Here is a 26,006-nt window from a genome sequence, read left to right on the forward strand (position 1 = left end):
CAACCCGTTTTTCCGCAAGCTTTTGACTGAGAGTCAAAGGTCTTTGGAGGAAAGACCGCTTTTTAGGAAGTTATCCAACCCGCAGACTTCGTGTCCTTTCCAGTTTGCTTCAGCGCCTGGACGCTTCACCTCAACCCACTCCAAGGAGACCTCCATGAGCATTCCCGATTTCGGTGTCGGCACCTTCCGCCTGCAAGGCCAGGTCGTGATCGACTCGGTCCGCAACGCGCTCGAACTGGGCTACCGCGCCATCGACACGGCGCAGATCTACGGCAACGAAGCCGAGGTCGGCCAGGCCATCGCCGAGTCCGGCGTGCCGCGTGACGAACTGTTCGTCACCACCAAGATCTGGGTCGACAACTATGCGAAGGACAAGCTGGTCCCGAGCCTGCGTGAAAGCCTGGCCAAGCTGCGTACCGACCAGGTCGACCTCACCCTGATCCACTGGCCGGCGCCGGGCAAGGGCGTGTCGCTGGAGGAGTTCATGACCGCGCTGGCGGAAGCCAAGGCGCAGGGGCTGACCCGGCAGATCGGCATCTCCAACTTCAACATCGAGCTGACCCGCCAGGCCATCGCGGTGGTCGGGGAGGGCGAGATCGCCACCAACCAGATCGAGCTGAGCCCGTACCTGCAGAACCGCAAGCTGGCCGAGTTCCTGCAATCCCAGGGCATCCGCGTCACCTCGTACATGACCCTGGCCTACGGCAAGGTGCTCAAGGACCCGGTGATCGGCGAGATCGCCGCCAGGCACCGCGCCACGCCGGCCCAGGTGGCCCTGGCCTGGGCGCTGCGACTGGGCTATGCGGTGATCCCGTCGTCGACCAAGCGCGAGAACCTGGCCAGCAACCTGCTCGCCCGCGACCTGCGCCTGGACGACGAGGACATGGCTCGGATCGCCACGCTGGAGCGCAACGGCCGCGAAGTCAGCCCGGCCGGGTTGGCGCCGGACTGGGATTGAGGACATCGCGCCGTTGGCACAGGCCGATATCAATCCGGTTGTGAACCGTCCTGGTTCCAGCCAGGGCCTGGGTGAGGGAGCGGAATCGATCACACACCTTGGTTGCCCGACGAAGGTCGCCTGACGCTGCCACCGCCGGGCGGCATCCCTGCCGCCGTGTCCTCAGAAGCCGACGCTGGCCTGGACGAACAGGGTCCGGGGCTGGCCGAGGTAGATGCCCGCGTTATTGTCGCTGGAGCGGGTGTAGTACTGGTGGTCGAAGATGTTCTTCACCCCGACGCCGAGCTTGAGGTTGGAGAACCGTTCGCCGAAGTCGTAGGCGCCGCGCAGGTTCCAGGTCACGTAGCCGGGAATGTCGCCGTACTGGCCATCGGCGGTCGGCTCGGTGATGTAGTCGCCGGTGAAGTTGCCGTTGGCGTCGATCCCGGTGCCGGGGGCGCGCTGGCGTGATTGCGCGTAGCCGTCGAGGTTGTAGGTCCAGCGGTCGACCTGGTAGCGCAGCCCGAGGTTGGCGACCTGGCGAGAGTAGAACGGCAGGTCGCGGCCCTTGAAGGCGGGGATGTCGCCTTCGTAGGTGGCGCGGGTGTAGGTCAGGCTGCCGTTCACGCTGAGGCCGGGGAGCAGGTCGTCGAGGTCGTAGTGCCCCGACAGCTCGACGCCCTGGTGCTTGGTGGCGCCAAGGTTGGTCCAGCCGACGTCGTTGCTGATGTATTGCAGCTCGTCGTCGAAGTCGATGTAGAACAGCGTCAGCTCGCCGCCCCACTGGCCGTCGTTGTAGCGCGTACCCACTTCGTAGGTCTTGGCCTTTTCCGGTTCCAGGCCGTTGGCGGTGTTGTCGCCGCTGCCGCCCTGGCCGAGCTGGAAGTATTGCAGGCTGCCGAACGAGGTCTCGTAGTTGGCGAACAGCTTCCAGGCATCGGAGAGGTGGTACATGACGCTGAGTGCCGGCAGCGGCTCGTTGTAGTCCTTGCTGCGGTGCTTCTCCTGCACCGGCACGCCGTTGGTGCCCACCACCGGACGGTCGTGCCAGTCGGTGTTGATGCTTTCGAAGCGGATGCCGGGGGTCAGCGTCCAGTTGCCGATGTCGATCTTGTCGTCGAGGTAGAAGGCGTTGGCCTCGGTGCCGCCGGTGCGGTCCTGGTAGACGTGGCCATCGGCGCTCGGGCCGGGCGTCGGGGTGGGCGTGTTGTCGATCAGCGCCAGGCGGCTGGCCTGCTCGCGCATCGCTTCCTTGAGGTAGCGGTAGCCGAGGCCGACCTCGTGGGTGGCGTCGCCGGTGAAGAAGATCCGCGAGAGGCGCGGCTCGATGCCGAAGGTGTAGTAGTTGCGCGGGAACGAGCCGAGGAAGCGCTGGTCGCGGGTGGCGATGTGGCTGCCACGGAAGCTGTCGGAGTAGTAGGTGAGTACTTCGAACTGGGTCAGGTCATCGATCTGCCGCAGGTACTTCAACGAGACGTCCTTGCGTCGGCCGCTGAAGTTGTCCCAGTCGCGGTCGGACTGGTAGGGATCGTCGTCGAACTGCGCCTGGGTCAAGCCGCCGGGCATGTCGGCGCTGGCGTCGTAGTAGTGGAAGTTCAGCGAGATGTCGTCCTGCTCGGTCGGCGCCCAGTGGGTCTTGAGCAGCACGTCGTCGATGTCGTTGCCGTTGTTGCTGTCGCGGTAGCCGGCGCCGTTCACTCCGGAATACAGCAGCGCCACGCCCATGCCGTTGTCGGCGCGGCCGCCGACGAACATGCTGTTGAGGTGCTTCCAGCCGCCGTGGGAGGCGTTCTCCATGGTGGTGGAGACATCCCCCGAGAAGGTCTCGGGAATCGCCCGGGTGACGAAGTTGACCACGCCACCGACGTTCTGCGGGCCGTAGCGCACCGAGCCGGCGCCACGCACCACGTCGATGCTGTCGAGGTTGCCCAGGGAGATCGGCGACATCGACAACTGCGGCTGGCCATAGGGCGCGAAGGCCGCGGGCACGCCGTCGATCAGCACGGTCGAGCGCGGCGACAGGCGCGAGGTGAGGCCGCGCACGCCGAAGTTCAGGGAGATGTCGCTGCCGCCGGTGCCGTTGGATTCCTGCACCTGCACGCCGGGGACGGTGCGCAGGGCGTCGCGCACGTTGACCGCGCCTTTCTCGATCATGGCTTCCCGGCGGACCACGGTGCGTGCGCCGGGATGGTTCTGCACCACCTGCTCATCGGCGGTGCCGAGCCAGTCGCCGACCACCGACACGTTGGTCGGGGCGAGTTCCAGGGCGCCGCTGGTGGCTTGCGTCCGGCGCAGGATCACCGAGCCGTCGACGGTCTCGTAGTCCAGGCCGCTGCCTTGCAGCAGGAGGTTCAGGGCCTGCTGCGGCGAGAGGTCGCCGGTCACCGCCGGCGCCTGCTTGCCGTCGACCAGCTCAGGGGTGAAGAACAGTTGCAGGGAGGTCTGTTGGCCCAACTGGCTGAGGGCGGCCGCCAGCGGTTGCGCGGGGATGTCGATGGGCTCGGCGTGGGCCATGCCGATGGCCAGGGCGAGGCTCAGCGGGAGCCAGCGCCGCAGGGAAGAACGAGGAAACTGCTTGGTGGTGTTCACGTAGGTTGTCGTCCTGATGATCCCGTAAGAAAGCCCCGCCACCGGGGTGGTGAAGCACGGTCGGAGAAGAGGACGAACGGCGGAAAAAAATCCTGAATCTAAAGCGGAATTATTTCGCTGCTGCCATCCGGGAGCGTTCTTACCTGCACCGGCAGCAGGCGCGGCAGGGCGCTGAGCAGGGTATCGGTGTCGTCGGAGCTGAACACGCTGGAGAAGCGCAGGTTCGCCAGCGACGGGTCGACGCGGAGCGGCTGTTCCCGGTAGCGGGAGACCTGTGCCGCCACTTCCGCGAGGGTGGCGTTGTCGAACACCAGCTTGCCATCGCGCCAGGAAACGATGGCCTGCAGGTTGACGTCCCGGGCCGGGGCGACCCGTCCCTGGCCGTCGACGCGGGTACCCTTGCCGGCGGTGAGGATCACCGGCTGGTCCGCCGCCTTCCCGGCGACCTGCACCGTGCCTGACTCGACCGCCACCCGCACTTCGCCGCCTTCATGCAGCACGTCGAAACGGGTGCCGGTGACCGTCACCTGGCCAGGGCCGGCATCGATCACGAACGGCCTGGCGGGATCGCGGCTGACGCTGAACAGGGCCTCGCCGGTCTGCAACTCGACCGAGCGGCGGCCCTCCCGGTAGTGGATCTCCAGCCGGGTGCGGCTGTTCAACTGCACCACCGAGCCGTCGGGCAGGGTCACTTCCTGGCGTTCGCCAACGCGGGTCTGCAGGGTTTCCCGGTAGTCCCCCGAGGGATACAGCAACCAGCCCAGCCCGAGCGCGACACCGGCGACCGTCGCGGCGGCGGCCAGTTGGACGAAGCGGCGGCGGCTGGAGGGGCGTTTCTCTTCGCAGAGTTGGCGCAGGCGCGCGGCGGGAATCAGGTCGGCGGCGGTCCACAGGCCGTCGAGCAACTCGTATTCCTGGCGATGCCGTTCATGGGCGTCGAGCCATGCCGCGAAGCGGGCCTGTTCTTCGGCGGAAAAATCCCGCTCGCGGCGGCGGGCGAACCAATAGGCCGATTCGTCGCGAACCGGGTCGGGGGAGCGGGGCGCTTTCATGCGGGCTTCCGGTCGACCGGACGGGGCGGGCTGTACATCGTATCCATATGACGGGCTCATCGGGCTGGGGCATCCAGCCGGTCTCGCAGATGCCGTAGGGTCCGGATCATATACCGTTCGACCATGTTTCTGGACACACCGAGGCGTTCGGCGATTTCCGCCTGGCCGAGGCCTTCGAGTTTGTTCCAGACGAACACCTTGCGGCAGTTCGCCGGCAACTCGCTCAGCGCCTGTTCGATCGAGTCGGCGAGCTGGACGGCGTGCATGTGTGCCTCGGGATCGTCCGCCGGCGGGGCTTCGTCACGGTCGGCCACCTCTTCGAGCTGGCTGCGCCGCTCCTCCCGGCGAAACCGGTCGACCGCGATGTTGCGCGCGGTGCGGTGCAGATAGGCGCGCGGTTGCAGGACCGTGGCGTCACCACTTTCCAGCACCTTGACGAAGGCATCGTGGGCGAGGTCCTCGGCATGCTGGCGGTTGCGCAGGCGACGTGTCCAGGTGCCGATGAGTTCTTCGTAATAGTCGAAGAAGCCACTTTTCCGGGACGGTCCATGGGGCATGACGAGGTACTGGCTGGGAATTGGCGAATGATAATACTTCCTATTCATTCCCGTGGGTAGCTCGGCCGGTCGGAGCGCTGGAGCCAAGGCTGCGCTTCCGACCAGAGGCTGTCGCCGGGCCCGGTGTGGCGGCGGGGCAGCCAGTGTTTTCGTTTGAGAAAAGCTCAAGCATCAGGTGTTTTTATATCGTTTGTCGGCCCCTGTCCGGATGCCGAACATACCTCCGTCGAGCCGCCGATGCGGCAATGAAAACAGGAGGTCGACATGAATGTTCTGCCGTCTCTCTGGGGAGGCGAAACGCCCCAGCGGTTACTGGCCTCGCGCAAGCTTTCTTCCGGTGAGATCACTTTCCCGCCGGTCTCGCCGCACTCGCCCCTGGCGGCGCAGTACGAGCCCCTGCCGCTGGCGACCGAAGGAGCCATCTACAGCTACACCGTCATCCATCCGAGCCCCAGGAGCGGCCTGGCTCCGTTCGCCCTGGCGTACCTGGACCTGCCTGGCCCGGTGCGGATCTTCGGGCGGGTCGTCGGTAGCGAGCGTCCCGCCATCGGCGATACCTGCCGCATCCTGCGGGACGACACCTTCGGTTATGTATTCGAACGCGTGGAGGCCCACCAATGAGCCAGATGCATGTCATGGGCGGAGCGATGACCCGCTTCGGCCGGCACGAGGGCGTGATGGCGCCGGAGCTGGCGCAATCGGCGATTCTCGCGGCCGTGGCCGATTCCGGCCTGGCGCTCGGGGACATCCAGGCCATCTACTGCGCCAATGTCCTGGGCGGCATGATCCTGGGGCAAGTGATCCTGCGGGACCTCGGGCTCGACGGCATTCCCGTCTACAACGTCGAGAACGCCTGCGCCAGCGGGGCGACCGCCGTGCACCTCGCCCGGCATGCGTTGCTGGCCGGCCAGTACGAAACCGTGCTGGTGTTCGGCATCGAGCAGCTCACGCAGCTCGGCGGCGGCACCATCCCGCTGCAGCGCAACGATGAGAAGACCGACTTCTATGCCAACGCGGGCATGGTCCTGCCGGCCGTCTACGCCATGCGCGCGACCCGCTTCCTCCACGAACGCGACGCCAAGCCCGCCGACCTGGCCGCCGTGGCGGTGAAGAACCGTCATCACGGTTCGCTGAACGAATACGCCCAGCAGCGCAGCGAGGTGACCCTGGAGCAGGTGCTGGCCTCGCGGATGATCGCCGACCCGCTGACCCTGCTGCAGTGCTGCCCGTCCCAGGTCGATGGCGCGGCGGCGCTGGTGCTCGGCAATCGCCCCGGCCCGCATGCCAAGGATGTCCGTGTCCTCGGTTCGATCGTCGTCTCCGGCCTCTGCGAGGGTGCGCGTGACGACATCCTGGATGCGGAGATCACCGCCCGCGCGGCGCGCCTGGCCTATGAACAGTCCGGCGTCGATCCCCGGGACGTTGGCGTCGTCGAGTTGCACGACGCCTTCACCATCGCCGAGTTGCTCTACTACGAAGCCCTGGGCCTCGCCGCGCCGGGCGAAGCCGTGCCGTTTCTGCACTCCGGCGCGACCGCCCTGGGTGGCCGTGTGCCGGTGAACCCGAGTGGCGGCCTGCTCGCCAAGGGGCACCCGCTGGGTGCCACCGGCGTTGCGCAGATGGTCGAGCTGATGTGGCAATTGCAGGGGCGCGCCACCGGCCGCCAGGCGGGCAGCCCGCGCATCGGCGTCGCCCAGTGCACCGGCGGCGGCATCGCCGGCGTCGATCACGCGGCTTCGTCCGTGCACGTGCTGGGGGTGTGAGATGACTGCGCAACGTTTCCAGGTCGGCCAGGTCGCGGCGGTTACCGGCGCCGCCCGTGGCATCGGCCTGAGCATCGCCACCCGGCTGGCTCGCCAGGGTGTCGTCAGCTATCTGCTCGATCGCGACGCAACGGCCCTCGCCAGCGAAGTCGAGCGGCTGCGGGCGGAAGGGCTGCCCGCCCACGGCATCGCGCTGGACCTGACCGATGGCGCCGCCGTCGGGCAGGCCTTCGCGGAGATCGGCGAGGCGCAGGGCGCGCTGGACTTCCTGGTGAACAACGCCGGGGTGGTTCGCGACAAGCGCTTCCTGAAGATGGCCGAGGAAGACTGGGACCTGGTGGTCGATACCAACCTCCGCGCCCAGTTCCTCTGCTGCAAGGCGGCCCTGCCGCTGATGCTGGAGCGCGGCTTCGGGCGCATCGTCAACCTGTCGTCGCGCGCCTGGCTGGGCGGTTTCGGCCAGGCCAACTATTCCGCCGCGAAGGGCGGGGTGGTGAGCCTGACCCGCAGCCTGGCGATCGAGTTCGCCGCCAAGGGCATCACGGTCAACGCGGTCGCGCCTGGCATCGTCGACACACCGCTGTTCCGTGGTTTCGATACGGAGGTCCAGGCCCGGCTCAAGGAGACGGTCCCGGTGAAGCGCATCGGCACGCCGGACGACATAGCCAACGCCGTGGAGTTCTTCCTCGATCCGGCGAGCTCCTATGTCACCGGGCAGACCCTCTATGTCTGCGGCGGGCGCAGCCTGTCGTCGGCCAGCGTCTGAGGAGGGGCCATGTCCGTTCAACTGGAACTCCACGGGGCGGTCGCGCGGATCGTCCTCGACCGTCCCGAAGCGCTCAACGCCCTGGACATCGGCGCGCTGCGCGAGCTTCGCGAGCATCTGGTCGAAGTGCGTGACCGCCGGGAAATCCGCACGGCGATCATCACCGGCGGCGGCGAGCGGGCTTTCTGCGTCGGTGCCGATCTCAAGAGCACGCGGGAGTCGACCGCCTCCTATGCCGAGGCGGTCTTCCTCGCCAACGAGCCGGCGGCGGATGCGGGGCTCTACATCCGCCTGATCGACCTCACCGACCTCGACCTCCGCAAGCCGCTGATCGCGGCGGTGAACGGCCACTGCCTGGGCGGAGGGCTGGAACTGGCGCTGCAATGCAGCCTGCGCATCGCCTCGGCAAATGCCAGCTTCGGGTTGCCGGAGGCGCTGGTGGGTTCGATTCCCGCTGTCTCCGGCCTGCATCGCTTGCTCAAGGCGGTGCCGTCCGCCCATGCCATGCAGATGGCGCTGACCGGACAGCGCATCGATGCCCGGCAGGCGGCGGCGATCGGCCTGGTGTCGGAAGTCGCCGAAAGCCAGGCGGAACTGAGCGAGCGTGCCTTCGCCCTCGCCGAACGCATCGCCGCCGCGGCGCCGTTGGCCATCCAGGCCTTGCAGTCGCTCTCGACGCAGACCGCGCACCTGTCCGACCACGATGCCCAGCGCCTCGCCGAACTGTACTGGGGCGTGCTGCGGGATACCGAGGATCGTCGCGAAGGCCGCGCCGCCTTCGCCGAAAAACGCACACCGGAATACAAGGGGCGTTAGCCCCTGGAGAGGTTCCCATGCAGTTGAGCAATCCCTTCTTGCAGAGTCTCGGTGTCGAGCTGGTCCAGTGGGCCCCCGGCGAGGCCGAGTTCCACATGTCCATCCAGTCCCGCCACCTGAACCGGCAGGGGATGCTGCACGGCGGGCTGGTCGCGACGCTGCTGGATGCCGCCTGCGGTTACGCGGGGCTGCATGCGGGCGATGGCGAAGAGGAAATCCACGGGGTGACCGTGATGCTGAACATCGCCTACCTGAAGGCCGCCCGCTCCGGGTCCGTCATCGCCAGGGGACGGGTCAGCCGCAGCGGCCGCAGCCTCTACTTTGCCGAGGCGACCCTGGTTTCCGAGGGCGGCGAGCTGCTGGCGACCGCCCAGGGAACCTTCAAGCAGGGAGGTGACCGCCATGCTTCGTGATGCCTTGAAGGGCCTGACGGTGCTGGACTTCACCCAGATCGCCGCTGGCCCGACCAGCAGCATGCTGCTGGCCGACATGGGCGCGCGGGTGATCAAGATCGAGCCGCCGGAAGGCGAGCTGGGACGCACCCTCGGCCCGGCCTGGGTCGGCGACGACAGCGCGCTCTACCACGGCTTCAATCGCGGCAAGCTCGGCGTCTGCCTGGACCTCAAGCACCCGGCCAGCCTGGCCATCGTGCAACGCATGGTGGCCGAGGCGGACGTGCTGATCGAGAGCATGCGCCCGGGCGTGATGGCCCGGCTCGGGCTGGGCTACGAGGCGATGGCGGAGATCAACCCGGCGCTGGTCTACTGCTCGATTTCCGCCTACGGCCAGCGGGGGCCCTATGCCGACCGGGCGGGTGTCGACGGCATCCTGCAAGCCGACTCCGGCCTGATGAGCCTGATCGGCACGCCGGGGGCGCCGCCGTGCAAGGTCCAGGCGCCGGTGGTCGACGTGGTGACCGGCTACATGGCCTGCATGGCGATCCTCGCCAAGCTGCAGGCACGGCAGCGCGACGGGCAGGGCGGGCACCTCGACGTCAGCCTGATGAATTCCGCCCTGGCCCTGCAACAGTCGTCGATCACCAGCTACCTGCGGGACGGCGAACTGCCCACCCGTATCGGCAGCGCGGCGCCTTATTCGGCGCCCAACGAAGCCTTCCAGACCCGGGACGGCTGGATCATGGTGGCGGCCTACAACGGCAATCGCTGGGAGCGCCTGTGCGGCGTGCTCGGCCTTCCGGAACTGGTGACCGATCCGCGCTTCATCAGCTCGGCCCAGCGCGTGGCGCACCGGGCCGAGATGCAGGCGGCGCTCAACGCGGTGTTCGGCGGCCGGACCAGCGAGCACTGGCTGCAAGCGCTGCGCAAGGCCGACATTCTCTGTGCGAAGGTCACCGACTACAGCGACCTGCTGGAGCATCCCCAGCTTGCCGGGAACGGCATGCTGGCGGAGGTCGAGCATCCGAGGCACGGCACCTTGCGCACGGTGGGATTCCCGGTGAACAGCGCCGAAGCGGCGGCCGTGTCCTACCAGCCGGCGCCGGATCTCGGCGAGCATTCGCGCAGCGTACTGCGCTCGTTCGCCTTCAGCGATGCGGAGATCGATGCGCTGATGGGCAGCGGGGCATTGCAGGGGGAGCGGGTACGCCGCGACCTCGCGATGGGTTCCTGAGCCTCGGGGCTACGCCGTGGGAACGCTCCCGCCATCGATCACGTATTCCGTCCCGGTGATCGTCGCGGCCCTCGGCGAAGCCAGGAATGCGATGAGATTCGCCACTTCGACCGGCTTCGACGGGCGTCCCAGCGGAATGCCGCCGAGCGAGTCCATGATGATCCGCTTGCCGCCTTCGTAATCGGTGCCGGCCTGTTGGGCGAGCCGTTCGACCAGGGCCACGGAGGCTTCGGTTTCCACCCAGCCGGGGGACACCCGCACCACGCGTATCCCCTTGGGCGTCACTTCCTTCGACAGGCTCTTGCTGTAGGTCGACAGCGCGGCTTTCGCCGCGGCGTATGCGGTCGTGGCTTCCGGCAGCGGGAACCGGTTCTGGATCGAGGTGACGTGGATGATGACGCCGGAGCCCTGGGCGAGCATGCCGGGCAGCAACGCGCGATCCAGCCGCACGGAGGGGAACAGGTTGAGGGACAGCTCCTTGTGCCATTCCTCCTCGCCAAGCGCGGCAAAGCCACCGCCCGGAGCCGAAGAGCCGCCCAGGACGTGGACGATCACATCCACCCCGCCCAGCCTGTGGTTAACGGCATCCGCAACCGTGGTGCAGCCTTCCGGCGTGGTGAGATCGGCGGCGACGAAGCGCTCCTCGGGGAATGCCTCCGGGCGGACCCGCGCCACTGCCACGACCCGCGCACCATGCTCATGGAACAGCTCGACCACGGCGCCACCGATGCCCTTGGTGCCCGCGGTGACCAGCACGCGCAGGCCTTCGAGTTCCAGATCCATGCCCATCAGCCGATCTCCAGCGAGGCGATCCTGTCGCCGGACAGTCGGAATAGGTGTTCGAGCTGGACGGGGCTGCCCGGGAAGTTGCCAACCACCCTGGCAAGCACCCTGATGCTTGTGCCCTGTTGCGAGGCTTCCAGCGGTTCGACGCTGTACTCGTACAGGCGTTGCGCTTCCTGCAGCCAGGCGCGGATCGCCGCATGTCCCTGATGGGTGCGGCCTTCGTCATGCACCGTCGCGCCGGGTGCGAAGCACTGCGCGAGGAGGGCGCTGTCGGCGCCGTTGCTCACTTCGAAAAAGGTGGCGATCGGGTTGGGTAGCTGGGTGCTCATGATTGCTGCTCTCGGTTGAGGATTGCCGTGCAGGAATCTTCAACATAAGATCACTTTTCATCAAGAACGCACCAAAAAGTAAGCTACTTACCCATGAGTAAGGCATATACACCCGCAACGGCGGCCAGCGGTGTCGAGGAAGTGCTGCACCTGCTCGAAGGTCGCTGGAAGCTGATCATCCTGTTCCACCTGTTCGGCGGCCAGGTGCAGCGCTTCTCCGATCTGGAGAAGCTCATTCCCGGCATTTCGCAAAAGATGCTGGCCCAGCAACTGCGCCAGTTGGAGGCGGACGGGATCGTGTCGCGCAAGCTCTACCCGCAGGTGCCGCCGAAGGTGGAATACCGCCTGACGGACTGGGGACAGGCGCTGTGTCCCGCCCTGGATGCGCTGCTGAAGTGGGCGGAAAAGCGGGAAAGCCTGCAGCCGCAGCCACAGGCGTAGATCCGCTTCAGACCCTCGGTCTTTCCTCGATCCGCACCTGGGCCAGCGACTCCAGCACCTGCACCACGTGGGTCATGTCGCGGCTCGGTTCGCCCGAGTTGATGGCCTGGTCGAAGAACTGCTTGACCACCGCGCAGGTGAAGGCGGGCGCGCCGGTGGCTTCGGCCTCGGCGAGGAACAGGCGGATGTCCTTGCGCATCAGGTCCAGGCGGAAGCCGAAATCGAACTCCCGCTTCATCACCGTGCCGGCGAGCATGTTTTCGCTGGTGTAGCTGCGCGCCGTGCTGACGTTGAGTATCTCCAGCATCTGCCTCGGCTCCAGGCCGGCCTTGATGCCGAACAGCAGCGCTTCGCTGGTGGCCACCAGGGTGGCGCCGACGATCATGTTGTTGACCAGCTTGAGGGTCTGGCCGAGCCCGGCCTGATCGCCGATATGCACGACCTTGCGGCCGAAGCTGGCGAATACCGCTTCGCAGCGCGCGTAGGCGCTTGCATCGCCGCCGACCATCACCGACAGGGTTCCCGCTTCGGCCCCGGCCACGCCGCCGGCCAGGGGCGCGTCCAGCGCGGCGATGCCGCGGTCCTTGAGCGCCTGGTCGAGGCGGCGCGCCATGCTCGGGCCGGTGGTGGAGTGGTCGACCAGGATGCGCACCGTCTCACCCTGGATGACGCCGTTCTCGCCCAGCACCACCTGCTCGACGATCTCCGGCGTGGGCACGCAGACCAGGATGATTTCCGCGACGTCGGCCACTTCCCGTGGAGACGCATGGCTGCGCGCGCCGCGAGCCAGCAGGGGAGCCAGCGCGGCGGGATTGGGGTCGTACAGGTCCAGGGCGAATCCATGGTCGAGCAGGTGACGCGCCATCTTCTGGCCCATGGCGCCGAGGCCGATGAAACCGATGTTCTCGCTCATTGTTCTTCTTGCTCCTGTTCGGCGGATGGGAGGCATCACCCGGGCAGGGACACAGCGTCTTGCAGCGATGCCCGGGTGACGATCCGGCGTGGCCGGATTCCGGCATCCTAGGCAGCCGCGCGATGAGCGGACAAAGCACTTTTTGGCGGGGAGGGCTTGAGGAAAACTCAAGCCGCATTGCGGGTGAGGCGTGCCTGCTCCAGCAGCCACAGGCGGAAGGTGGCCATGTCTTCGCTCTCGGCACGGTGCCTGGGTGTCAGCAGGTAGTAGGTGTAGGCGCCCATATCCACCGTCTGCTCGAAGGGCCTGACCAGGGTGCCTTCGCGCAGCTCCTTCTCCACCAGGAACAGTTGCGCCATGGCGATGCCCTGGCCACCGATGGCGGCCGCGTAGGCCATCGACGAACTCTGGTAGGTCATGCCGGCCCGCGCGTCCACGGTGCCGATGACGCCCGTGGCTTCCAGCCAGTGCGCCCAGTCGTCCGGGCGGGCGATGGAGTGCAGCATGGTGTACTCGGCCACGTCGGCCGGCGCATGCAGGCCGGGTTCGGAGTCGAGCAGGGCGGGGCTGCAGACCGGTGCCAGGACGTTGTCGCTCAGGACGTAGCAGTTGCAGTTGGGCCAGTCCCCGGAACCGAGGCGGATGGCGGCGTCGAGGTCTTCCTTGTGGAAGTCCACCGGGTCCAGCGAGGCGGTCAGCAGCACCTCGATCTTCGGGTGTTCCTGGTGGAAGCTGGCCAGTCGCGGAATCAGCCACTGCATGGCGAAGGTGGTGTAGGCGCGCACCTTGATCTGCCGGCGCTTGGGCGGCCGCTTGAGCTTGCGGGTGGCGTTGCGCAGTTCCTCGATGATCCGCGCCACCGCCTTGAAATACTGCTCGCCGGCGGGCGTGAGGGTGATCTGCCGGTGGCCGCGAATGAACAGCGGCTGCTCCATGTACTCCTCGAGGGTACGGATCTGCCGCGAGACGGCCCCCGGCGTGACGTTCAGTTCATCGGCTGCGAGGGTGATGCTCAGGTGGCGGGCGACGGCTTCGAAGGCCCGCACAGCGTTGAGGGGAGGCAGTCGGTCCATCATCGGAATCTTCTTCTTGGAATAGAGTGTTTTCGCGGATCTTACTGTATATCTGCTTGATAAAAACTCAAGCGAAACACCTGTTTTAATCGTTTGTCGCGGTCTCCGGCGGGTTCCTAGCATCGGCCTCGGAACCCATCACAACAACAAGAGAGTACCGCTCCATGACGACTGCAACCTGGGCCGAACCGCTCGGCCTCCGTCTTTCCCGGCCGTTCCGGATTTCCTTTCTTCACGCTTCGATGATCGGGGAGCATCGCACTCCCCGGAGCTTCGCTGGCGCAGCGGTCCTCCTGGGCGTTGCCCTCAGCACCAGCGCACCGCTGCATGCCGAGTTCCTCGCGGACTCGAAGGCCAGCCTGGAGCTGCGCAACTACTACTTCAACCGGGATTTCCGCCAGGAAAGCGCCGTGCAGAGCAAGGCCGAGGAGTGGGCCCAGGGGTTCCTGCTGCGCTACGAGTCCGGCTACACCGAAGGGCCGATCGGCTTCGGCGTGGATGCGCTGGGGCTGCTGGGAATCAAGCTGGACTCCAGCCCTGACCGCACCGGCACTGGCCTGCTCAAGTCCGACCGGGAAGCGCCGGGCCGCGCCCAGGACGAGTACGGCGAACTCGGCGTGACCGCCAAGCTGCGTGTCTCGAACAGCACGCTGAAATACGGCACCCTGTTCCCCAAGCTGCCCATCGCCCTGTCCAATGACAGCCGGCTGCTGCCGCAGACCTTCCGGGGCACCTGGCTGACCAGTGCGGAAATCGAGAACCTCTCCCTGGACCTGGGCCGCTTCGACCGGGTGAACCTGCGCAACTCCTCGGATAACGAGCGGATGCAGGTGTTCAACGGCGGCGCGCGCAACATCGTGCTGGGCCGCGCCAGGGACAGCGATGCCCTGGATTTCGCGGGCGCCACCTACAAATGGCTGCCGACGCTGACGACCTCCTACCACTACGGCGAGCTGGACGGCATCTACCGCCAGCACTACTTCACGCTCGGTCACAACCTGGACCTGAAGGAAGCGGGGACGCTCAAGTCCGACCTGCTGTGGTCCCGCAGTGTCGACGATGGCGGGAGCAACGTGGACAACCGGGCCCTCGGCGCGATGTTCTCCTATGCGCTCGGTGCCCACAAATTCGGCCTGGCCTACCAGCGCATGTCCGGCGACACCGGCTTCGCCTACGTCAACGGGGCCGACTCCTACCTGGTGAACCTGGTGCAGATCAACGACTTCGGCAACGAGGACGAACACTCCTGGCAGGCGCGCTACGACTTCGATTTCGTCGCGCTGGGCATCCCGGGGCTGAGCTTCATGACCCGCTACCTCTCCGGCGACAACGTCCATGTCGTGGGCCGGGCGGAGGAGGGCAAGGAATGGGAACGCAACTCCGAGTTCGCCTACGTCATCCAGAGCGGCTCGCTGAAAGGGCTCGTCATGAAATGGCGCAATGCATCGAGCCGCAGCAATTTCGGCGGCGATATCGACGAGAACCGCCTGATCGTCAGCTACACGTTGCCACTCTGGTAGGCCTGCCCAACGCACCTTCGCCATGCTCACGCCGCGTTTTCCCGCAGAGGCGAACGCGTTGGCCCGGTCGAGCCAGCGGACGGTGGACAAGTAAACGTTGTCCACACGTCGTCCTTGAGCTCGCGTAGGGTGGAAAACCGCGAAGCGTTTTCCACCAGTCAGGCTGCTACGAACGAGGAATGACTGGAACCCTCGCAAACATGGCTCGCTTCGCCGTTAGCCAGTAGCATGACCGTCTCGGAAATCGCGGACCGGTAAACCCATGCTGACGGTGCAGGACCTCATCGATATCGAAGTGCTGAAACTGCATGCGGTTGCGGGCCTGACCGGTACCAACCGGTTGATCACCTGGGCCCATGCCGTCGACCTGCCGGACCCCTGGCGATGGATTTCTCCGGGCGACCTGGTCATGACGACCGGGGTGGGTATTCCATCCGGCGCGGATGATCAGGTCGCCTGGCTGGAGCAACTGGTGCAGAGCAGTGCCAGCGCGCTGGTGGTCGCTCCCAGGGATGACGCACCGAAACTATCGGGCAAGCTGCTGAAAGCTGCCGATCGCCTGCTGTTTCCCGTTCTTCGCGCCAGCTTCGAGCTGGAGTTCGTCAAGCTCTCCCACTATGTGATCGAAAGCGTTCTGCAGGCCCAGCGCGAGCGCTTCAACGCAAGCGAGCGCCTGTTCCAGACCTATGCCGAAGCCTTGCGCAAGGAACCCGACATGGCCGGGCGCCTTTCGATCCTGGCCGCCACGCTGGACCTGAGCCTGGCCATCGAGGATGCGGTCAGCGGCGTCAATATCGTCGAACCCCGGTCACCCCGGCAGCAACCGGTGCGGGTCGAGCGGATACCGATCGGCGGGCGCACCCGGGCCAACCTCGTCATGGCGCGCAAAGGCGAAAGGACGCTGGATGACCCTATCCTGGTGCGCTCGCTGGTCGGGCTGCTGGGCGTCGAACTCGAACGCCTGATGATCCACCGTGACCTGCAGCGCGAAGAGGGAGCGGCGCTGCTGCGCAGCCTGCTGGAGAGCGAAACGGAGTTCACGCTCGCCCGTCCCATCCTGGAACAGCGCGGCCTGGTCGGCACCCTGGTGAGCCTGGCGATCAAGCCGGGTAGCAACGGCCCCTGGGGCGTGGACGAGTTGCACCAGGCGCCCGCCCTGCACCAGGCGAGCCCACTGCTGCTGAGCGACAAGGGCCTGCTGTTGGCAATCAGTCGTGACGACAACAGCGTCTTCGATGCGCTGCGTAGCAATCTCGGCGAGGGTACCGTGATCGGGGTCAGTGGGCCGATCGCCGCGGCAACGGGATTTCATGAAAGCATCAGGCAGGCTCGCCTGGCCCTGACCCAGGCCCAGGAAGTCGAGGCCGGCGTACTTCGCTACGGCGAGGCCGAGACCGGGCTGATCATGGCACCGAAATCCCTTGCCGAAGCCCGGGCGCTGGTAGGGCGCTACCTGGGCCCGCTGATCGAGCACGACCGCACCCAGGGCGCATCGTTGCTGGCGACGCTCCTGGCCTTCCTGGAAAACGACGGGAACTGGAAAGCCACCGCCTTCGACCTGGGCATTCACCGCCAGACCTTGGTCTACCGGCTGAAACTGGTGGAGCAACTGACGGGGATCAAGCCCACCACCACCCAGGGCATCGCGCGCTTCTGGATCGCGATCCAGGCCGGCAAGAACACCGAGCTGTTCGATGACATCCCTTGAACGCAAACGGCCCCGCACCTGGGTGCGAGGCCGTCCGGTCCTGCTCGCCGACAGCGTCAGTTGCTGGTCGGCATGGCGAACTCGGCACCCTTGGCAATGGCCTGCGGCCAGCGCTGCATGATGCTCTTCTGCCTGGTGTAGAAACGCACGCCCTCTTCGCCATAGGCGTGCATGTCGCCGAACAGGCTCTTCTTCCAGCCACCGAAACCGTGCCAGGCCATGGGCACCGGGATCGGCACGTTGATGCCCACCATGCCGACCTGGATGCGCCGGCCGAACTCGCGGGCGATGTGGCCGTCACGGGTGTAGAGGCTCACGCCGTTGCCGAACTCGTGGTCATTGATGAGCTGCACCGCCTCGGCGAAATCCTTGACCCGCAGGCACGCCAGCACCGGGCCGAAGATCTCTTCCTTGTAGATGCGCATGTCCGGGGTGGCGTTGTCGAACAGCGTGCCGCCCAGCCAGAAGCCGTCGCCGCAGCCTTCGCCTGCCGTTTCACCGTCGAAGCCACGGCCGTCCACCAGCAGCGTGGCACCTTCCTTCACGCCCTGCTCGATGTAGCCGGAGATACGATCGAGGGCCGCGCGGGTGACGATCGGCCCCATCTCGGCTTCGAGGTTGGTGCCATTGAGCACCTTGAGTGCCCGGGTACGCTCGATCAGCTTCGGCATGACCTTCTCGGCGGTCTCGTCGCCGACGAAGACGGCGACGCTGATGGCCATGCAGCGCTCGCCAGCCGAGCCGTAGGCGGCGCCGATCAGCGCATCCACCACTTGGTCGATATCGGCATCGGGCATCACCACCAAGTGGTTCTTCGCCCCGCCCAGGGCCTGGACGCGCTTGCCGTGGCGCGCGCCGGTCTCGTAGATATGGTTGGCGATGGGCGTCGAGCCGACGAACGAGACGGCCTCCACATCCGGATGTTCCAGCAGTGCGTTGACCGCTTCCTTGTCGCCCTGCACCACGTTGAACACACCGTCGGGCAGACCGGCCTGCTTGAGCAGGTCGGCGATGAACAGGCTGGGGCTGGGGTCGATCGGGCTGGGCTTGAGCACGAAGGTATTACCGGTGGCCAGCGCCACGGGGAACATCCACATCGGCACCATCACCGGAAAGTTGAAGGGCGTGATGCCCGCCACCACGCCCAGCGGCTGGCGCAGCGTCCAGTTGTCGATGTTGGTGCTGACCTGGTCGGTGAAGTCGGTCTTGAGTAGTTGCGGTGCGCCGCAGGCGAACTCGACGATCTCGATGCCGCGAGTGACTTCGCCCTGGGCGTCGGTGAACACCTTGCCGTGCTCGGCGGTGATCAGACGGGCCAGTTCGTCGCGGTGCTCGTTGAGCAGGGCCAGGAAGCGGTTCAGCACACGGGAGCGGCGCAGCGGCGGGAGATTGCTCCAGGCCGGGAAGGCGGCCTTGGCGGAGGCCACGGCTACGTCCACATCGGCGTGGCTGGCCAGTTGCACCTGGCCGGTGACGGCACCGGTGGCCGGATTGTAGACCGGCAGTTGCTGGCCGCTGGTGGCTTCCACGGGCGCGCCGGAAATCCAGTTCATGATCGTGTTGGTCATCGGTATTTCTCACTCATGGGGGCGGTACGCGAGCTGCCCACCGCCCCGGACAGTAATGGATGACGGGTTGAAGTCCCCGCCAGCGAGTCGGCTTCGATCAATAGATCGCGTAGACCTTCCTGACCGTCTCCAGCACATCCCAGCGCCCGGTCCAGCCCGGGGGCAGGATGATCAGGTCACCGCCGGTGACCTCCACCGTTTCACCGGTCGCATCGTCCGTCAGTTGGGCGCGGCCGGAGATGATGTAGGTGAACTCGGTATCGGGACGATCGACCACGGGCCATCCGCCCGGCTGGCACTCCCAGACGCCCAGGTTGCCGGTCGCCTCGGGCGCCAGCTTCTGGATCGCGATCTGCGGGTCGCCCTGGTCCGCACCGGCACGCTGGCCGGCGGGATTCAGTGGCAACGACTGGATGGCGGCGGACTTGATGATCGTGAAAGTTGTCACGGCGTACTCCTCTTAATGCGCACCTGTCAGCTTCTCCAGCAACATCGCAGTGCGTGATGGACGATGGGTAATGCGCTCTTCGATGTCGCTCAGCGAAGCCGCGGCGAGCCCGGTGTTCACACCCAGCCAGCGCAGCGGCTCGGGCTCCCAGGACGGAGAGCGGTGATTGACCAGGGGCAGGGCGTTGATCGCCTCGTCCCGGTCGAGGATCAGGTTGCGCAGGATGCGGCCCGCCAGGTTGCTGGTGGCGACCCCGTCTCCCACATAGTTGCCCGCCCAGGCGATACGGCTCTTCCGGTCGATGCTCACCGTGGGGCACCAGTCGCGGGAAACCCCCAGTGCGCCGCCCCAGCGGTGGGTGATGCGTGCATCGGCCAGGTCCGGGAAGAACTCGAGCATCGTTTCGTGGATCTTGCTGTGGACGTTGTCCACCAGATCGGCGTCGTCGGAAATCCGCGAACCCCAGTTGTAGGGCGCGCCGCGACCGCCGAACACCAGGCGTCCCTCGGCCGTGACCTGCCCGTAGACGCGCAGATGGCGCATGTCGTTGAAGGCCAGGCGGTGATCGAGGTTCAGCCGGCGGCGCAGGTCGGCGGGCAGCGGTTCGGTCGCCAGCACCAGCGAGTAGAGCGGGATGACGAAGCGCGAGAGTCCAGGTTGCTGCGAAGTGAACGCCTCGGTGGCGCGCACCGTGAAGCCAGCCCTGACCGAGCCCTGCTCGGTGTGGACGACGCCTGGAGCAAGCTCCGTGGCAGCAGAGTGCTCATGGATGGTCGCCCCCATCCGCTCGACGAGCCGTGCCAGGCCGCGCACGAGCTTGCCGGGATGGATGAGCGCACAGTGTTCGGTGTAGAGCCCACCCAACGTACCCTGGGCACCAACCTTGGCGACGGCTTGCGCGCCGTCGAGGACCTGCCACTGGTCCGGCAGCCCGAAACGTACTGAGGCTTCCACCGTTGCTCTTGCCCGGGCCATCTGTGGTGCACTGCGGGCCAGCGAGAGAAAGCCCTGCTTGGCATAGTCCGCGTCGACGCCCTCCAGGGCGAGCACGCGGCCGATCTCATCGACCGTCTCGTTCATGGCCGCCTGTAGCTTCAGGGCGGCGTCATGGGAATACATCCCGGCGACCCTGGCCAGGGAGATCGGGAAGATCGCCGAGGCCCAGCCACCGTTGCGCCCGGAGGCGCCGAAACCGACTTCGCGCTTCTCCAGCAGCATCACGCGCAGCGACGGATCGCTCTCGAGCAGGTAGTAGGCCGTCCACAGGCCGGTGTATCCCGCGCCGACGATGACGACATCGGCCTCCACCGCTCCCTCCAGACGCGTGCGGGACGGGCCCTGCTCGAACCAGAGCGGCCGGTTGGGTAACTGGGTCAAATCGAGTTTTGCTGACATGCTGTTGGCTTCCCATTGACGGCCATGAACATGGGGTTGATCGGTGGGTTGGCTAGGCGCTTCTCGCCGGCTGCGCCTCGCACCCGGCGCCCCGCTGGCGGGCACGGGACATGCGGACCAGGACATACGAGGCGGCAATCGCGGCGATGGCGATCAGGCATTGCAGGAGGCTGATCTGCATCGTCGGGTCGAAGGCCATGCTCACCAGTACGGCCACGATCGACGCGGTCACCAGCAGCGGCAGCCAGGGATGTCCCCACATCGCGAACTTCAGGGTTCCGTTCTCCACCCATTTGCGGCGGAGCCTGATCTGCGACAGGCAGATCATCAGGTAGACGAAGAGGAAAACCGTGCCGGACGAATTGATGAGGAACTGGAAGACGGTATCGGGCCATCGCGCCGCGATGACGACGCAGCCATACCCCACCAACGTCGAGGCGATGACGCCACGCACCGGTACGCCCTTGCGGCTCACACCGGCAATCCAGCGCGGCGCCTCGTCATTGGAGGCCAGCACGTACAGCAGGCGGGACGAGGTATAGAGCCCGGCGTTCAGTACCGACAGCACGGCCACCAGGATCACGGCGGTCAGCATGTGGCCGGCGCCGGGAATGCCGATGTGCTCCAGGGTGGCCACGAACGGTGACTTGCCGGCCTGGATTTCGGTCCACGGCTGGGCGACGACGATGAAGAAAGTCGCCAGGACGAAGAACACCAGGATACGCAGCATCACGGTATTGACGGCCTTGCGGATGTTGCGCGAAGGGTCTTCGGACTCCGCCGCGGCAAGGGTGGCGACCTCCACGCCGGTCATGGAGAAGATGACCACGACCACGCCAGTGAACAGCGACGCCACGCCGTGGGGCAGGAACCCGCCATGCTCGGTGAGGTTGCCGAGGCTGGCGGTGGAGCCTGGCCAGAGCTGGAAGACATAGGCCCCCGCCACGAGCAGGAACACGATGATGGCCACGACCTTGATGCCGGCGAACCAGTACTCGGCCTCCCCGAAGGAGTGCACCGACATCAGGTTCAACAACGTCATGACCACCATCAGGCCCAGGGCGATGACCCACACCGGGATATCCGGGAACCAGCCATTGATGATCTGGCCGCCGACCACGGCTTCGAAGCCCACCACGATCACCCAGAAATACCAGTACAGCCAGCCCGTCATGTAGCCGGCCGGGCGCCCGAATGCCAGGCGGGCGTAATCGATGAACGATCCTTTGGCAGGATGTGCGGCGGCCATTTCGCCGAGCATCCGCATCACCAGCGCAACGATGAGACCGGTGATGGCATAGGTGATGAAAGCGCCAGGCCCGGTCGACGCGATAACTGCGCTGGAGCCCACGAACAGCCCCGCGCCGATGACGCCGCCCAGGGCCAGCATGCTGATGTGTCGCGTCTTGAGTGCACGCTTCAAGCGCGGGTCGTGCTCTGTCTGGATAGGCACTGGTTGTCTCCTTTTATTATTGGTAATCAACGCTGCCTGTTCAGAAGGTTAGGGAGGTCAGCCGAAGGCGAACATCGACAAAATCCAAGTGGCGAGCCGCTGTGCTGTACAAATGTATGAAGGAGACAAACACGCCATGAGGACGTGGGGAAGCCTCGCTGAATGCCTGTGAAGGCACCGGTGATGAGGGATGTGGGGAGGTAACGAAATGCGAGAAGTGCAACCACTGTCGGCGCATCTTCATCGGTCTGGAAGGAAACCTGCGTTGTGCACGCCAAAGCGCCGCTACCGGCCAGAAGCGGTCGCTCTGCCATCGATCTCACATGGTCTCTAACACGGAGTTAAGAGCTGCCAGCTTGGGCGCTGTGTTAAGTCTGGATGGCTAGATGAGGATTATTTTTAAGTATTGCAGTCAGTATAATCTCTAATCTAGTGCCGATAAAATAACCGCCATTTTTCAGATATGTATGTCCGATGCCAATAAGCTTGCGATCATCTGGGATCAAGTCTTTAAGTACGGGTGGCCATATAAAAATTCCTCCCCCGCTTATTCCATGTGGCAGAGGTGCAGATTGTATCTTGCCAATTGATGGGTCGACGGTTTTGTTTCTGTTGTATTTTGCAACTATGTTGAGTCTAGGTTTGCACCTAAGCGTGGCATAGTCCGAGGCGGCTGCGTGATACGCTCCATAAGCGTACTCTTTTGTAGCTGCCACGCTGCCAGCTACATTATGCTTTCGAATAGGAAAGCCGCCGAATGTCATTAGCTCCTTGTCGCTATAGTCTCCCTTTATTCCGAACTCGCTTTCAGGTATGGCATAAAATAATTCCTTCATTCCTTCAGCGAAGGATTTTTCAAGCTTGAAATATCCGAAGTCCAAGTTGTCGGAATTTCTGCCGTCACTTGGATCGATATAAGAATAGCCTCCATCAATCTCAACAATTTTATTGTCAGAGTGAGGCACCATTAAAGCGCCGCGCTCAAATCCGTCAATAACATGCCCTGCGGTTAATAGAAAAGCCTCCCCTCTAAACTCAATCAACACCCCAGATCCGAGAAGACTGAAGCGCTCACCTTCTATGTCAATAAAGATCGGAACTAATGCCTCAAGATGATTGCGCATATTGCTAGGATTTCTTTCTGGTCAAGTGCGGATTGCGGCTACTATTCAGCGGGCGAAGCTAAATACTTTAACCGCTCAGGTACGTCTTGTTTAATGCTCGCAGTGGTGTTTCGCTTGCTGAGCGTGTTGCACATAATAGTGTACAATTAGCTTTTGCCGACCAAGCGATAAATCTCAACCACATCAAACAGTGTTATCAAATAAAGTCCAGATTTCCGCTTGCGGTCAGAGCAAAAGAAGAAGCCTATTAAATTTTTCCCGCCAGGAATGAAAGGCACAAAATGGTGGCTGTGAATAAACTGATTGCAGAGATCGTATATTGATATTTCGGTGTTTTTCAGCGCCCTGAAGTCGTACTGAGCTTCTTTTGTATTTGTAGCTAGCGATGCGGGCTCTTCGCAGCAAGGGACTTCATGGATATTGTATTTCTTTCCCGATATATGGTCGGGCACTCTCTTTGACTCAATTAATTTTCTAACTGAATAAAAGCCGATGAATATTTCTTTCTCTACCGTGTAGAAGTTTTTCTCGCCCCAACGTTCTTGAATCAGCCTGCGCTCAAGCCTACATGCAAGCTTGAGCAAGTCATTTTTCCAATAGCTAGATTCCTGGATCATAAGTATCTACTCAAGTAGAAGCGCGCTGGCGGGGCTGCGGTATTTAGTAAATGCTCTAAGTAAAGAATGGCTATATTTACTCTTTACTCTAACCCCCGCTCAACCTGGATATGCACTCCAGCACTGGCCGGTCCCGGCCAGAAGCGGACGTTTACGAAGGCTCGATTTTGAGGGTTGGAGGCGTCTACGGAACCGGACCCATAACGAGCCACTAAGGCCTGGAAGAGTGGAGGCTTCGAATCGTCACCGCCAATCAACTACTGCCGTTTTTGTAATCAGCCGATCAACTGTTCTTGAAGCAATATCGCAAATAGTGATTCGACATCGGCATCTGAAGCATCAGCGTCTTTCGCAGGGCGGCCTGAGGACGTATATCCTTCCTCCTCTTCCTCAGCTTCCTTTTCCTCCAAGTACTCTCGGTGCTCGAGCACCTTTCGCTGAGCCAAAGACTCGAAAGCTACACCGTATCGGTTGAGTGCCTTGGTTAGGTCGTTCTCGAAGGAATCTAGTTCGCTAGTGGAGGAAACTTCCGATAGCCTTTCAGCCAGTTCGCCTAAGAAGCCGCACAGTGCCTCGCTTGCTGCGCTCTTGGCCAGTTGCGGTTCCTCCCCATAGACGTCAATCGCCTGGGCGACTGCTTTGATCTCATCCAGAGAAAGCTGATCGCCACCTGAGCTAAGCATGTCTGCGGCAGACTTTATGAGTATGGCGCTGGACGGAAGCGCTTCTTGCTCATCCCCAGAAAGATCTTGAAATTTCTCTAGCGCATGGCGGCATACCATCTCATCGCTCGGATCAATACCTTCGCTTTCGAGCGTTTGGAGTGCGTGCTCGGTCAAGCTGAGCACAGCCTCCTTGACGTTAAGGGAACAGCTCATTTCGAGCCCAAGACGGACAACATGAATAATCGAGCAGTTTTTCGCCGTTTTCACACGCTCAAGTGCATCAGCCCATAAGCCCTCGTCACCCATTTGAAGCCTGCACGCTTGATGGTGCTTTCTGTAAAAGTCCCAGGCGTTGTCCAGCTCTTCAAAGGTGCCTGCCGCTTGTACAACTGAACGGAGCAAATGATCTTCAATAATTACGTTACTCAGAAAGTCCCTGACGCCTGGATTGCTGAAATGCACAAACCCATTGGCGAGAGAGATGATGGAACCTTCAAGCGGTTTTAAGGCCTGCCGGAAGCGGTTGATGGTGGTGGAGTCAGGTATCGACACTCCCATGATGCGGGAGTGTCGCTTGAACGACTGATGTAACGTGTCTATTGACACGTAATATCCGCTGAAGAAGAGTGCGTTCATGACGGTACGAGAATCCTCGCTCAAATGTGAGCGGTACGGTGTCTCCCACAACACCGCAGGATTGTCGAGGACTCCTGAAACAACATCCTGAATAGGAGCGCTTTGGAGTGTTAGATAGTCTGCGGTCGTAAGCAGGTCAATCAATCGGGGACTGAAATTTCGATGATCGATCATCTTTAGATAGAAGCTATCGCTAAGTAATGAGCCTTTCTCTTCCTTACTCAGGTCGGAAAAATAGATGTGGTTGAATACAATCTGAGCACGGATACCCCTTGTGTATGCCCCAACGTCCAGAACGAGTTCGCTGGCCACAATTTTTTCAGATGCAAGTCTCACCGACTGCAATTGAGCCTGTGTAAGTAGGTAGCTGCGTGTGGTTAATACGAACCGAATGTCCTTGTTGCTTCGTACCCGGTTCAAGAAGATGGGAAGTCTTTGGTCCACATTGCGGATGGCTTCGTTCGTTAGACTGATTTGCCCGAGGAAGTCGTCTAGGAAAATCAGGCGCTTCTCTCCTGGCGTGCAGACCTCCATGGCTTCCTTGAGATCGTCGACAACAAAGACGCGCCAATCCTGAGCAAGATGCAACCAAGTCAATACTCGCGCCAGAGTGGTCTTTCCAACGCCAGGCTTGCCTGAAATAATCAGAGCGCCACGCTGCTCTAGTATCGCTTCCGCTTCAGCGACACTACGATTTTGAACGAATCTTGGGACAAGGCTTTTAATCAACTCGAGCTCCGCATCCGTGCGATTATAAATGCCGCTGTGAACGATGCGATCGAGTGTCTCAGTATGCGTTAGCCAGAGCTTGAAGTGCTGTCGCAAGACCTTCGGATGTCGCTCAAGAAGGTTGTTGATGTCCTCTCGCCCGAGTACATCCTCACGGGTAAGCGGTGCATTCGGCATAGCTGCAATCAGTCGATCCTTCAGAGCAGGTGTGAGTCCAACCGACGTTGCAATGATGTAGCGATCCGGCTTTAGCTGATCAATCTTCTGGTCTTCTTTCGCTGCGGTCCTTAGCAAAGCCCTGGCGGGGCTATCGATATAATGCTTTACCTGTATAATGGTTGTCTTCCCGGCTCTGGCGAAGCGGAAATCTACGCCACCATCCTTACCCGGCCCAAAGCTTTCAATCCGAAGCTTGATCTCTTCCTGAAGCAAGTCGCGAACAAGGTTCTCGAAGTCAACTGGAGAAAGTTGTCTGAAGTCGTGCATGGCGGA

At 63.5% G+C, this 26,006-nt stretch carries 24 protein-coding genes; 10 read left to right on the forward strand and 14 right to left on the reverse strand.

Annotated elements, in window-relative coordinates:
• Positions 1-154 precede the first annotated feature (154 nt).
• Positions 155-958, forward strand: a complete 804-nt coding sequence (gene dkgB, locus PSEWESI4_RS21490; RefSeq protein WP_187673264.1) for a 2,5-didehydrogluconate reductase DkgB — start codon at positions 155-157, stop codon at positions 956-958.
• Positions 959-1,120: 162 nt separating this feature from the next.
• Here dkgB and PSEWESI4_RS21495 read toward each other — a convergent pair whose 3' ends face one another.
• The 3 genes from PSEWESI4_RS21495 to PSEWESI4_RS21505 all read right to left on the reverse strand — a co-directional run bounded on the left by PSEWESI4_RS21495 (position 1,121) and on the right by PSEWESI4_RS21505 (position 5,135).
• Positions 1,121-3,526: a TonB-dependent siderophore receptor gene (locus PSEWESI4_RS21495; protein WP_235978983.1), complete on the reverse strand. Its 2,406-nt coding sequence runs from the start codon at positions 3,524-3,526 to the stop codon at positions 1,121-1,123.
• 98 nt (positions 3,527-3,624) lie between these two features.
• Positions 3,625-4,578: a FecR family protein gene (locus PSEWESI4_RS21500; protein ID WP_187673265.1), complete on the reverse strand. Its 954-nt coding sequence runs from the start codon at positions 4,576-4,578 to the stop codon at positions 3,625-3,627.
• A 56-nt stretch (positions 4,579-4,634) separates the two neighbouring features.
• Entirely contained in the window at positions 4,635-5,135 is a 501-nt protein-coding gene (locus tag PSEWESI4_RS21505) for a sigma-70 family RNA polymerase sigma factor (RefSeq protein ID WP_187673266.1), read from the reverse strand.
• 264 nt (positions 5,136-5,399) lie between these two features.
• On the opposite strand from PSEWESI4_RS21505, the gene PSEWESI4_RS21510 reads away from it, so the two are divergent.
• The 6 genes from PSEWESI4_RS21510 to PSEWESI4_RS21535 are packed head-to-tail and all read left to right on the forward strand — an operon-like array spanning position 5,400 to position 10,109.
• On the forward strand, positions 5,400-5,756 hold the full coding sequence (locus PSEWESI4_RS21510; RefSeq protein WP_187673267.1) for a Zn-ribbon domain-containing OB-fold protein: 357 nt from the start codon (positions 5,400-5,402) through the stop codon (positions 5,754-5,756).
• Positions 5,753-6,898 carry a thiolase family protein gene (locus PSEWESI4_RS21515; RefSeq protein WP_187673268.1) on the forward strand — a complete coding sequence of 382 codons (1,146 nt, stop codon included), beginning with the start codon at positions 5,753-5,755 and terminating at the stop codon, positions 6,896-6,898. The genes PSEWESI4_RS21510 and PSEWESI4_RS21515 overlap by 4 nt, the downstream gene beginning before the upstream one ends.
• 1 nt (position 6,899) lies before the next feature.
• Positions 6,900-7,664 (forward strand): SDR family NAD(P)-dependent oxidoreductase, encoded by a 765-nt coding sequence (locus PSEWESI4_RS21520; RefSeq protein WP_187673269.1) that lies wholly within the window; start codon positions 6,900-6,902, stop codon positions 7,662-7,664.
• Between the two features lie 9 nt (positions 7,665-7,673).
• Positions 7,674-8,480 carry an enoyl-CoA hydratase/isomerase family protein gene (locus tag PSEWESI4_RS21525; RefSeq protein WP_187673270.1) on the forward strand — a complete coding sequence of 269 codons (807 nt, stop codon included), beginning with the start codon at positions 7,674-7,676 and terminating at the stop codon, positions 8,478-8,480.
• A gap of 17 nt (positions 8,481-8,497) precedes the next feature.
• Complete coding sequence (locus PSEWESI4_RS21530; RefSeq protein ID WP_187673271.1) at positions 8,498-8,893, forward strand: PaaI family thioesterase; 396 nt, start codon at positions 8,498-8,500, stop codon at positions 8,891-8,893.
• Complete coding sequence (locus PSEWESI4_RS21535; RefSeq protein ID WP_187673272.1) at positions 8,883-10,109, forward strand: CaiB/BaiF CoA transferase family protein; 1,227 nt, start codon at positions 8,883-8,885, stop codon at positions 10,107-10,109. The genes PSEWESI4_RS21530 and PSEWESI4_RS21535 overlap by 11 nt, the downstream gene beginning before the upstream one ends.
• Positions 10,110-10,118: 9 nt before the next feature.
• On the opposite strand, the gene PSEWESI4_RS21540 is transcribed toward PSEWESI4_RS21535, so the two are convergent.
• Positions 10,119-10,898 carry an SDR family oxidoreductase gene (locus PSEWESI4_RS21540; protein WP_187673273.1) on the reverse strand — a complete coding sequence of 260 codons (780 nt, stop codon included), beginning with the start codon at positions 10,896-10,898 and terminating at the stop codon, positions 10,119-10,121.
• Complete coding sequence (locus PSEWESI4_RS21545) at positions 10,898-11,224, reverse strand: nuclear transport factor 2 family protein (protein ID WP_187673274.1); 327 nt, start codon at positions 11,222-11,224, stop codon at positions 10,898-10,900. Before PSEWESI4_RS21545 ends, PSEWESI4_RS21540 begins: the two co-directional genes overlap by 1 nt.
• Positions 11,225-11,317: 93 nt before the next feature.
• On the opposite strand from PSEWESI4_RS21545, the gene PSEWESI4_RS21550 reads away from it, so the two are divergent.
• On the forward strand, positions 11,318-11,665 hold the full coding sequence (locus PSEWESI4_RS21550) for a winged helix-turn-helix transcriptional regulator (protein WP_187673275.1): 348 nt from the start codon (positions 11,318-11,320) through the stop codon (positions 11,663-11,665).
• A 7-nt stretch (positions 11,666-11,672) separates the two neighbouring features.
• Here PSEWESI4_RS21550 and PSEWESI4_RS21555 read toward each other — a convergent pair whose 3' ends face one another.
• Both PSEWESI4_RS21555 and gcvA read right to left on the reverse strand, forming a co-directional pair.
• On the reverse strand, positions 11,673-12,578 hold the full coding sequence (locus tag PSEWESI4_RS21555; RefSeq protein ID WP_187673276.1) for an NAD(P)-dependent oxidoreductase: 906 nt from the start codon (positions 12,576-12,578) through the stop codon (positions 11,673-11,675).
• 167 nt (positions 12,579-12,745) lie between these two features.
• Entirely contained in the window at positions 12,746-13,654 is a 909-nt protein-coding gene (gene gcvA, locus PSEWESI4_RS21560) for a transcriptional regulator GcvA (protein ID WP_235978984.1), read from the reverse strand.
• Positions 13,655-13,893: 239 nt separating this feature from the next.
• On the opposite strand from gcvA, the gene PSEWESI4_RS21565 reads away from it, so the two are divergent.
• Both PSEWESI4_RS21565 and PSEWESI4_RS21570 read left to right on the forward strand, forming a co-directional pair.
• Complete coding sequence (locus tag PSEWESI4_RS21565; protein ID WP_187673469.1) at positions 13,894-15,171, forward strand: OprD family porin; 1,278 nt, start codon at positions 13,894-13,896, stop codon at positions 15,169-15,171.
• 262 nt (positions 15,172-15,433) lie between these two features.
• Positions 15,434-16,879, forward strand: coding sequence for a PucR family transcriptional regulator (locus PSEWESI4_RS21570; protein ID WP_187673277.1), 1,446 nt, complete (start codon positions 15,434-15,436; stop codon positions 16,877-16,879).
• 56 nt (positions 16,880-16,935) lie between these two features.
• Here the strand turns inward: PSEWESI4_RS21570 and PSEWESI4_RS21575 are convergent, their stop codons facing one another.
• The 7 genes from PSEWESI4_RS21575 to PSEWESI4_RS21605 all read right to left on the reverse strand — a co-directional run bounded on the left by PSEWESI4_RS21575 (position 16,936) and on the right by PSEWESI4_RS21605 (position 26,000).
• Positions 16,936-18,447 carry a CoA-acylating methylmalonate-semialdehyde dehydrogenase gene (locus PSEWESI4_RS21575; RefSeq protein ID WP_187673278.1) on the reverse strand — a complete coding sequence of 504 codons (1,512 nt, stop codon included), beginning with the start codon at positions 18,445-18,447 and terminating at the stop codon, positions 16,936-16,938.
• Between the two features lie 97 nt (positions 18,448-18,544).
• On the reverse strand, positions 18,545-18,895 hold the full coding sequence (locus PSEWESI4_RS21580; protein ID WP_187673279.1) for a cupin domain-containing protein: 351 nt from the start codon (positions 18,893-18,895) through the stop codon (positions 18,545-18,547).
• A gap of 12 nt (positions 18,896-18,907) precedes the next feature.
• Positions 18,908-20,290, reverse strand: coding sequence for an NAD(P)/FAD-dependent oxidoreductase (locus tag PSEWESI4_RS21585; protein ID WP_187673280.1), 1,383 nt, complete (start codon positions 20,288-20,290; stop codon positions 18,908-18,910).
• A 52-nt stretch (positions 20,291-20,342) separates the two neighbouring features.
• On the reverse strand, positions 20,343-21,743 hold the full coding sequence (locus PSEWESI4_RS21590) for an amino acid permease (protein ID WP_187673281.1): 1,401 nt from the start codon (positions 21,741-21,743) through the stop codon (positions 20,343-20,345).
• Positions 21,744-22,111: 368 nt separating this feature from the next.
• Positions 22,112-22,867, reverse strand: a complete 756-nt coding sequence (locus PSEWESI4_RS21595) for a hypothetical protein (RefSeq protein ID WP_023085129.1) — start codon at positions 22,865-22,867, stop codon at positions 22,112-22,114.
• Between the two features lie 146 nt (positions 22,868-23,013).
• Complete coding sequence (locus PSEWESI4_RS21600) at positions 23,014-23,484, reverse strand: hypothetical protein (RefSeq protein WP_124167003.1); 471 nt, start codon at positions 23,482-23,484, stop codon at positions 23,014-23,016.
• Positions 23,485-23,759: 275 nt separating this feature from the next.
• On the reverse strand, positions 23,760-26,000 hold the full coding sequence (locus PSEWESI4_RS21605; protein WP_187673282.1) for an nSTAND3 domain-containing NTPase: 2,241 nt from the start codon (positions 25,998-26,000) through the stop codon (positions 23,760-23,762).
• Between the last annotated feature and the right edge of the window lie 6 nt (positions 26,001-26,006).

Source organism: Zestomonas carbonaria (assembly GCF_904061905.1).
Lineage (GTDB): Bacteria > Pseudomonadota > Gammaproteobacteria > Pseudomonadales > Pseudomonadaceae > Aquipseudomonas > Aquipseudomonas carbonaria.

Coding starts and splice junctions, on each gene's coding strand:
- dkgB (WP_187673264.1), top strand. CDS start 155: ATGAGCATTCCCGATTTCGGTGTCGGCACCTTCCGCCTGCAAGGCCAG.
- PSEWESI4_RS21500 (WP_187673265.1), bottom strand. CDS start 4,578: ATGAAAGCGCCCCGCTCCCCCGACCCGGTTCGCGACGAATCGGCCTAT.
- PSEWESI4_RS21505 (WP_187673266.1), bottom strand. CDS start 5,135: ATGCCCCATGGACCGTCCCGGAAAAGTGGCTTCTTCGACTATTACGAA.
- PSEWESI4_RS21510 (WP_187673267.1), top strand. CDS start 5,400: ATGAATGTTCTGCCGTCTCTCTGGGGAGGCGAAACGCCCCAGCGGTTA.
- PSEWESI4_RS21515 (WP_187673268.1), top strand. CDS start 5,753: ATGAGCCAGATGCATGTCATGGGCGGAGCGATGACCCGCTTCGGCCGG.
- PSEWESI4_RS21520 (WP_187673269.1), top strand. CDS start 6,900: ATGACTGCGCAACGTTTCCAGGTCGGCCAGGTCGCGGCGGTTACCGGC.
- PSEWESI4_RS21525 (WP_187673270.1), top strand. CDS start 7,674: ATGTCCGTTCAACTGGAACTCCACGGGGCGGTCGCGCGGATCGTCCTC.
- PSEWESI4_RS21530 (WP_187673271.1), top strand. CDS start 8,498: ATGCAGTTGAGCAATCCCTTCTTGCAGAGTCTCGGTGTCGAGCTGGTC.
- PSEWESI4_RS21535 (WP_187673272.1), top strand. CDS start 8,883: ATGCTTCGTGATGCCTTGAAGGGCCTGACGGTGCTGGACTTCACCCAG.
- PSEWESI4_RS21540 (WP_187673273.1), bottom strand. CDS start 10,898: ATGGGCATGGATCTGGAACTCGAAGGCCTGCGCGTGCTGGTCACCGCG.
- PSEWESI4_RS21545 (WP_187673274.1), bottom strand. CDS start 11,224: ATGAGCACCCAGCTACCCAACCCGATCGCCACCTTTTTCGAAGTGAGC.
- PSEWESI4_RS21550 (WP_187673275.1), top strand. CDS start 11,318: ATGAGTAAGGCATATACACCCGCAACGGCGGCCAGCGGTGTCGAGGAA.
- PSEWESI4_RS21555 (WP_187673276.1), bottom strand. CDS start 12,578: ATGAGCGAGAACATCGGTTTCATCGGCCTCGGCGCCATGGGCCAGAAG.
- gcvA (WP_235978984.1), bottom strand. CDS start 13,654: ATGATGGACCGACTGCCTCCCCTCAACGCTGTGCGGGCCTTCGAAGCC.
- PSEWESI4_RS21565 (WP_187673469.1), top strand. CDS start 13,894: ATGATCGGGGAGCATCGCACTCCCCGGAGCTTCGCTGGCGCAGCGGTC.
- PSEWESI4_RS21570 (WP_187673277.1), top strand. CDS start 15,434: ATGCTGACGGTGCAGGACCTCATCGATATCGAAGTGCTGAAACTGCAT.
- PSEWESI4_RS21575 (WP_187673278.1), bottom strand. CDS start 18,447: ATGACCAACACGATCATGAACTGGATTTCCGGCGCGCCCGTGGAAGCC.
- PSEWESI4_RS21585 (WP_187673280.1), bottom strand. CDS start 20,290: ATGTCAGCAAAACTCGATTTGACCCAGTTACCCAACCGGCCGCTCTGG.
- PSEWESI4_RS21595 (WP_023085129.1), bottom strand. CDS start 22,867: ATGCGCAATCATCTTGAGGCATTAGTTCCGATCTTTATTGACATAGAA.
- PSEWESI4_RS21600 (WP_124167003.1), bottom strand. CDS start 23,484: ATGATCCAGGAATCTAGCTATTGGAAAAATGACTTGCTCAAGCTTGCA.
- PSEWESI4_RS21605 (WP_187673282.1), bottom strand. CDS start 26,000: ATGCACGACTTCAGACAACTTTCTCCAGTTGACTTCGAGAACCTTGTT.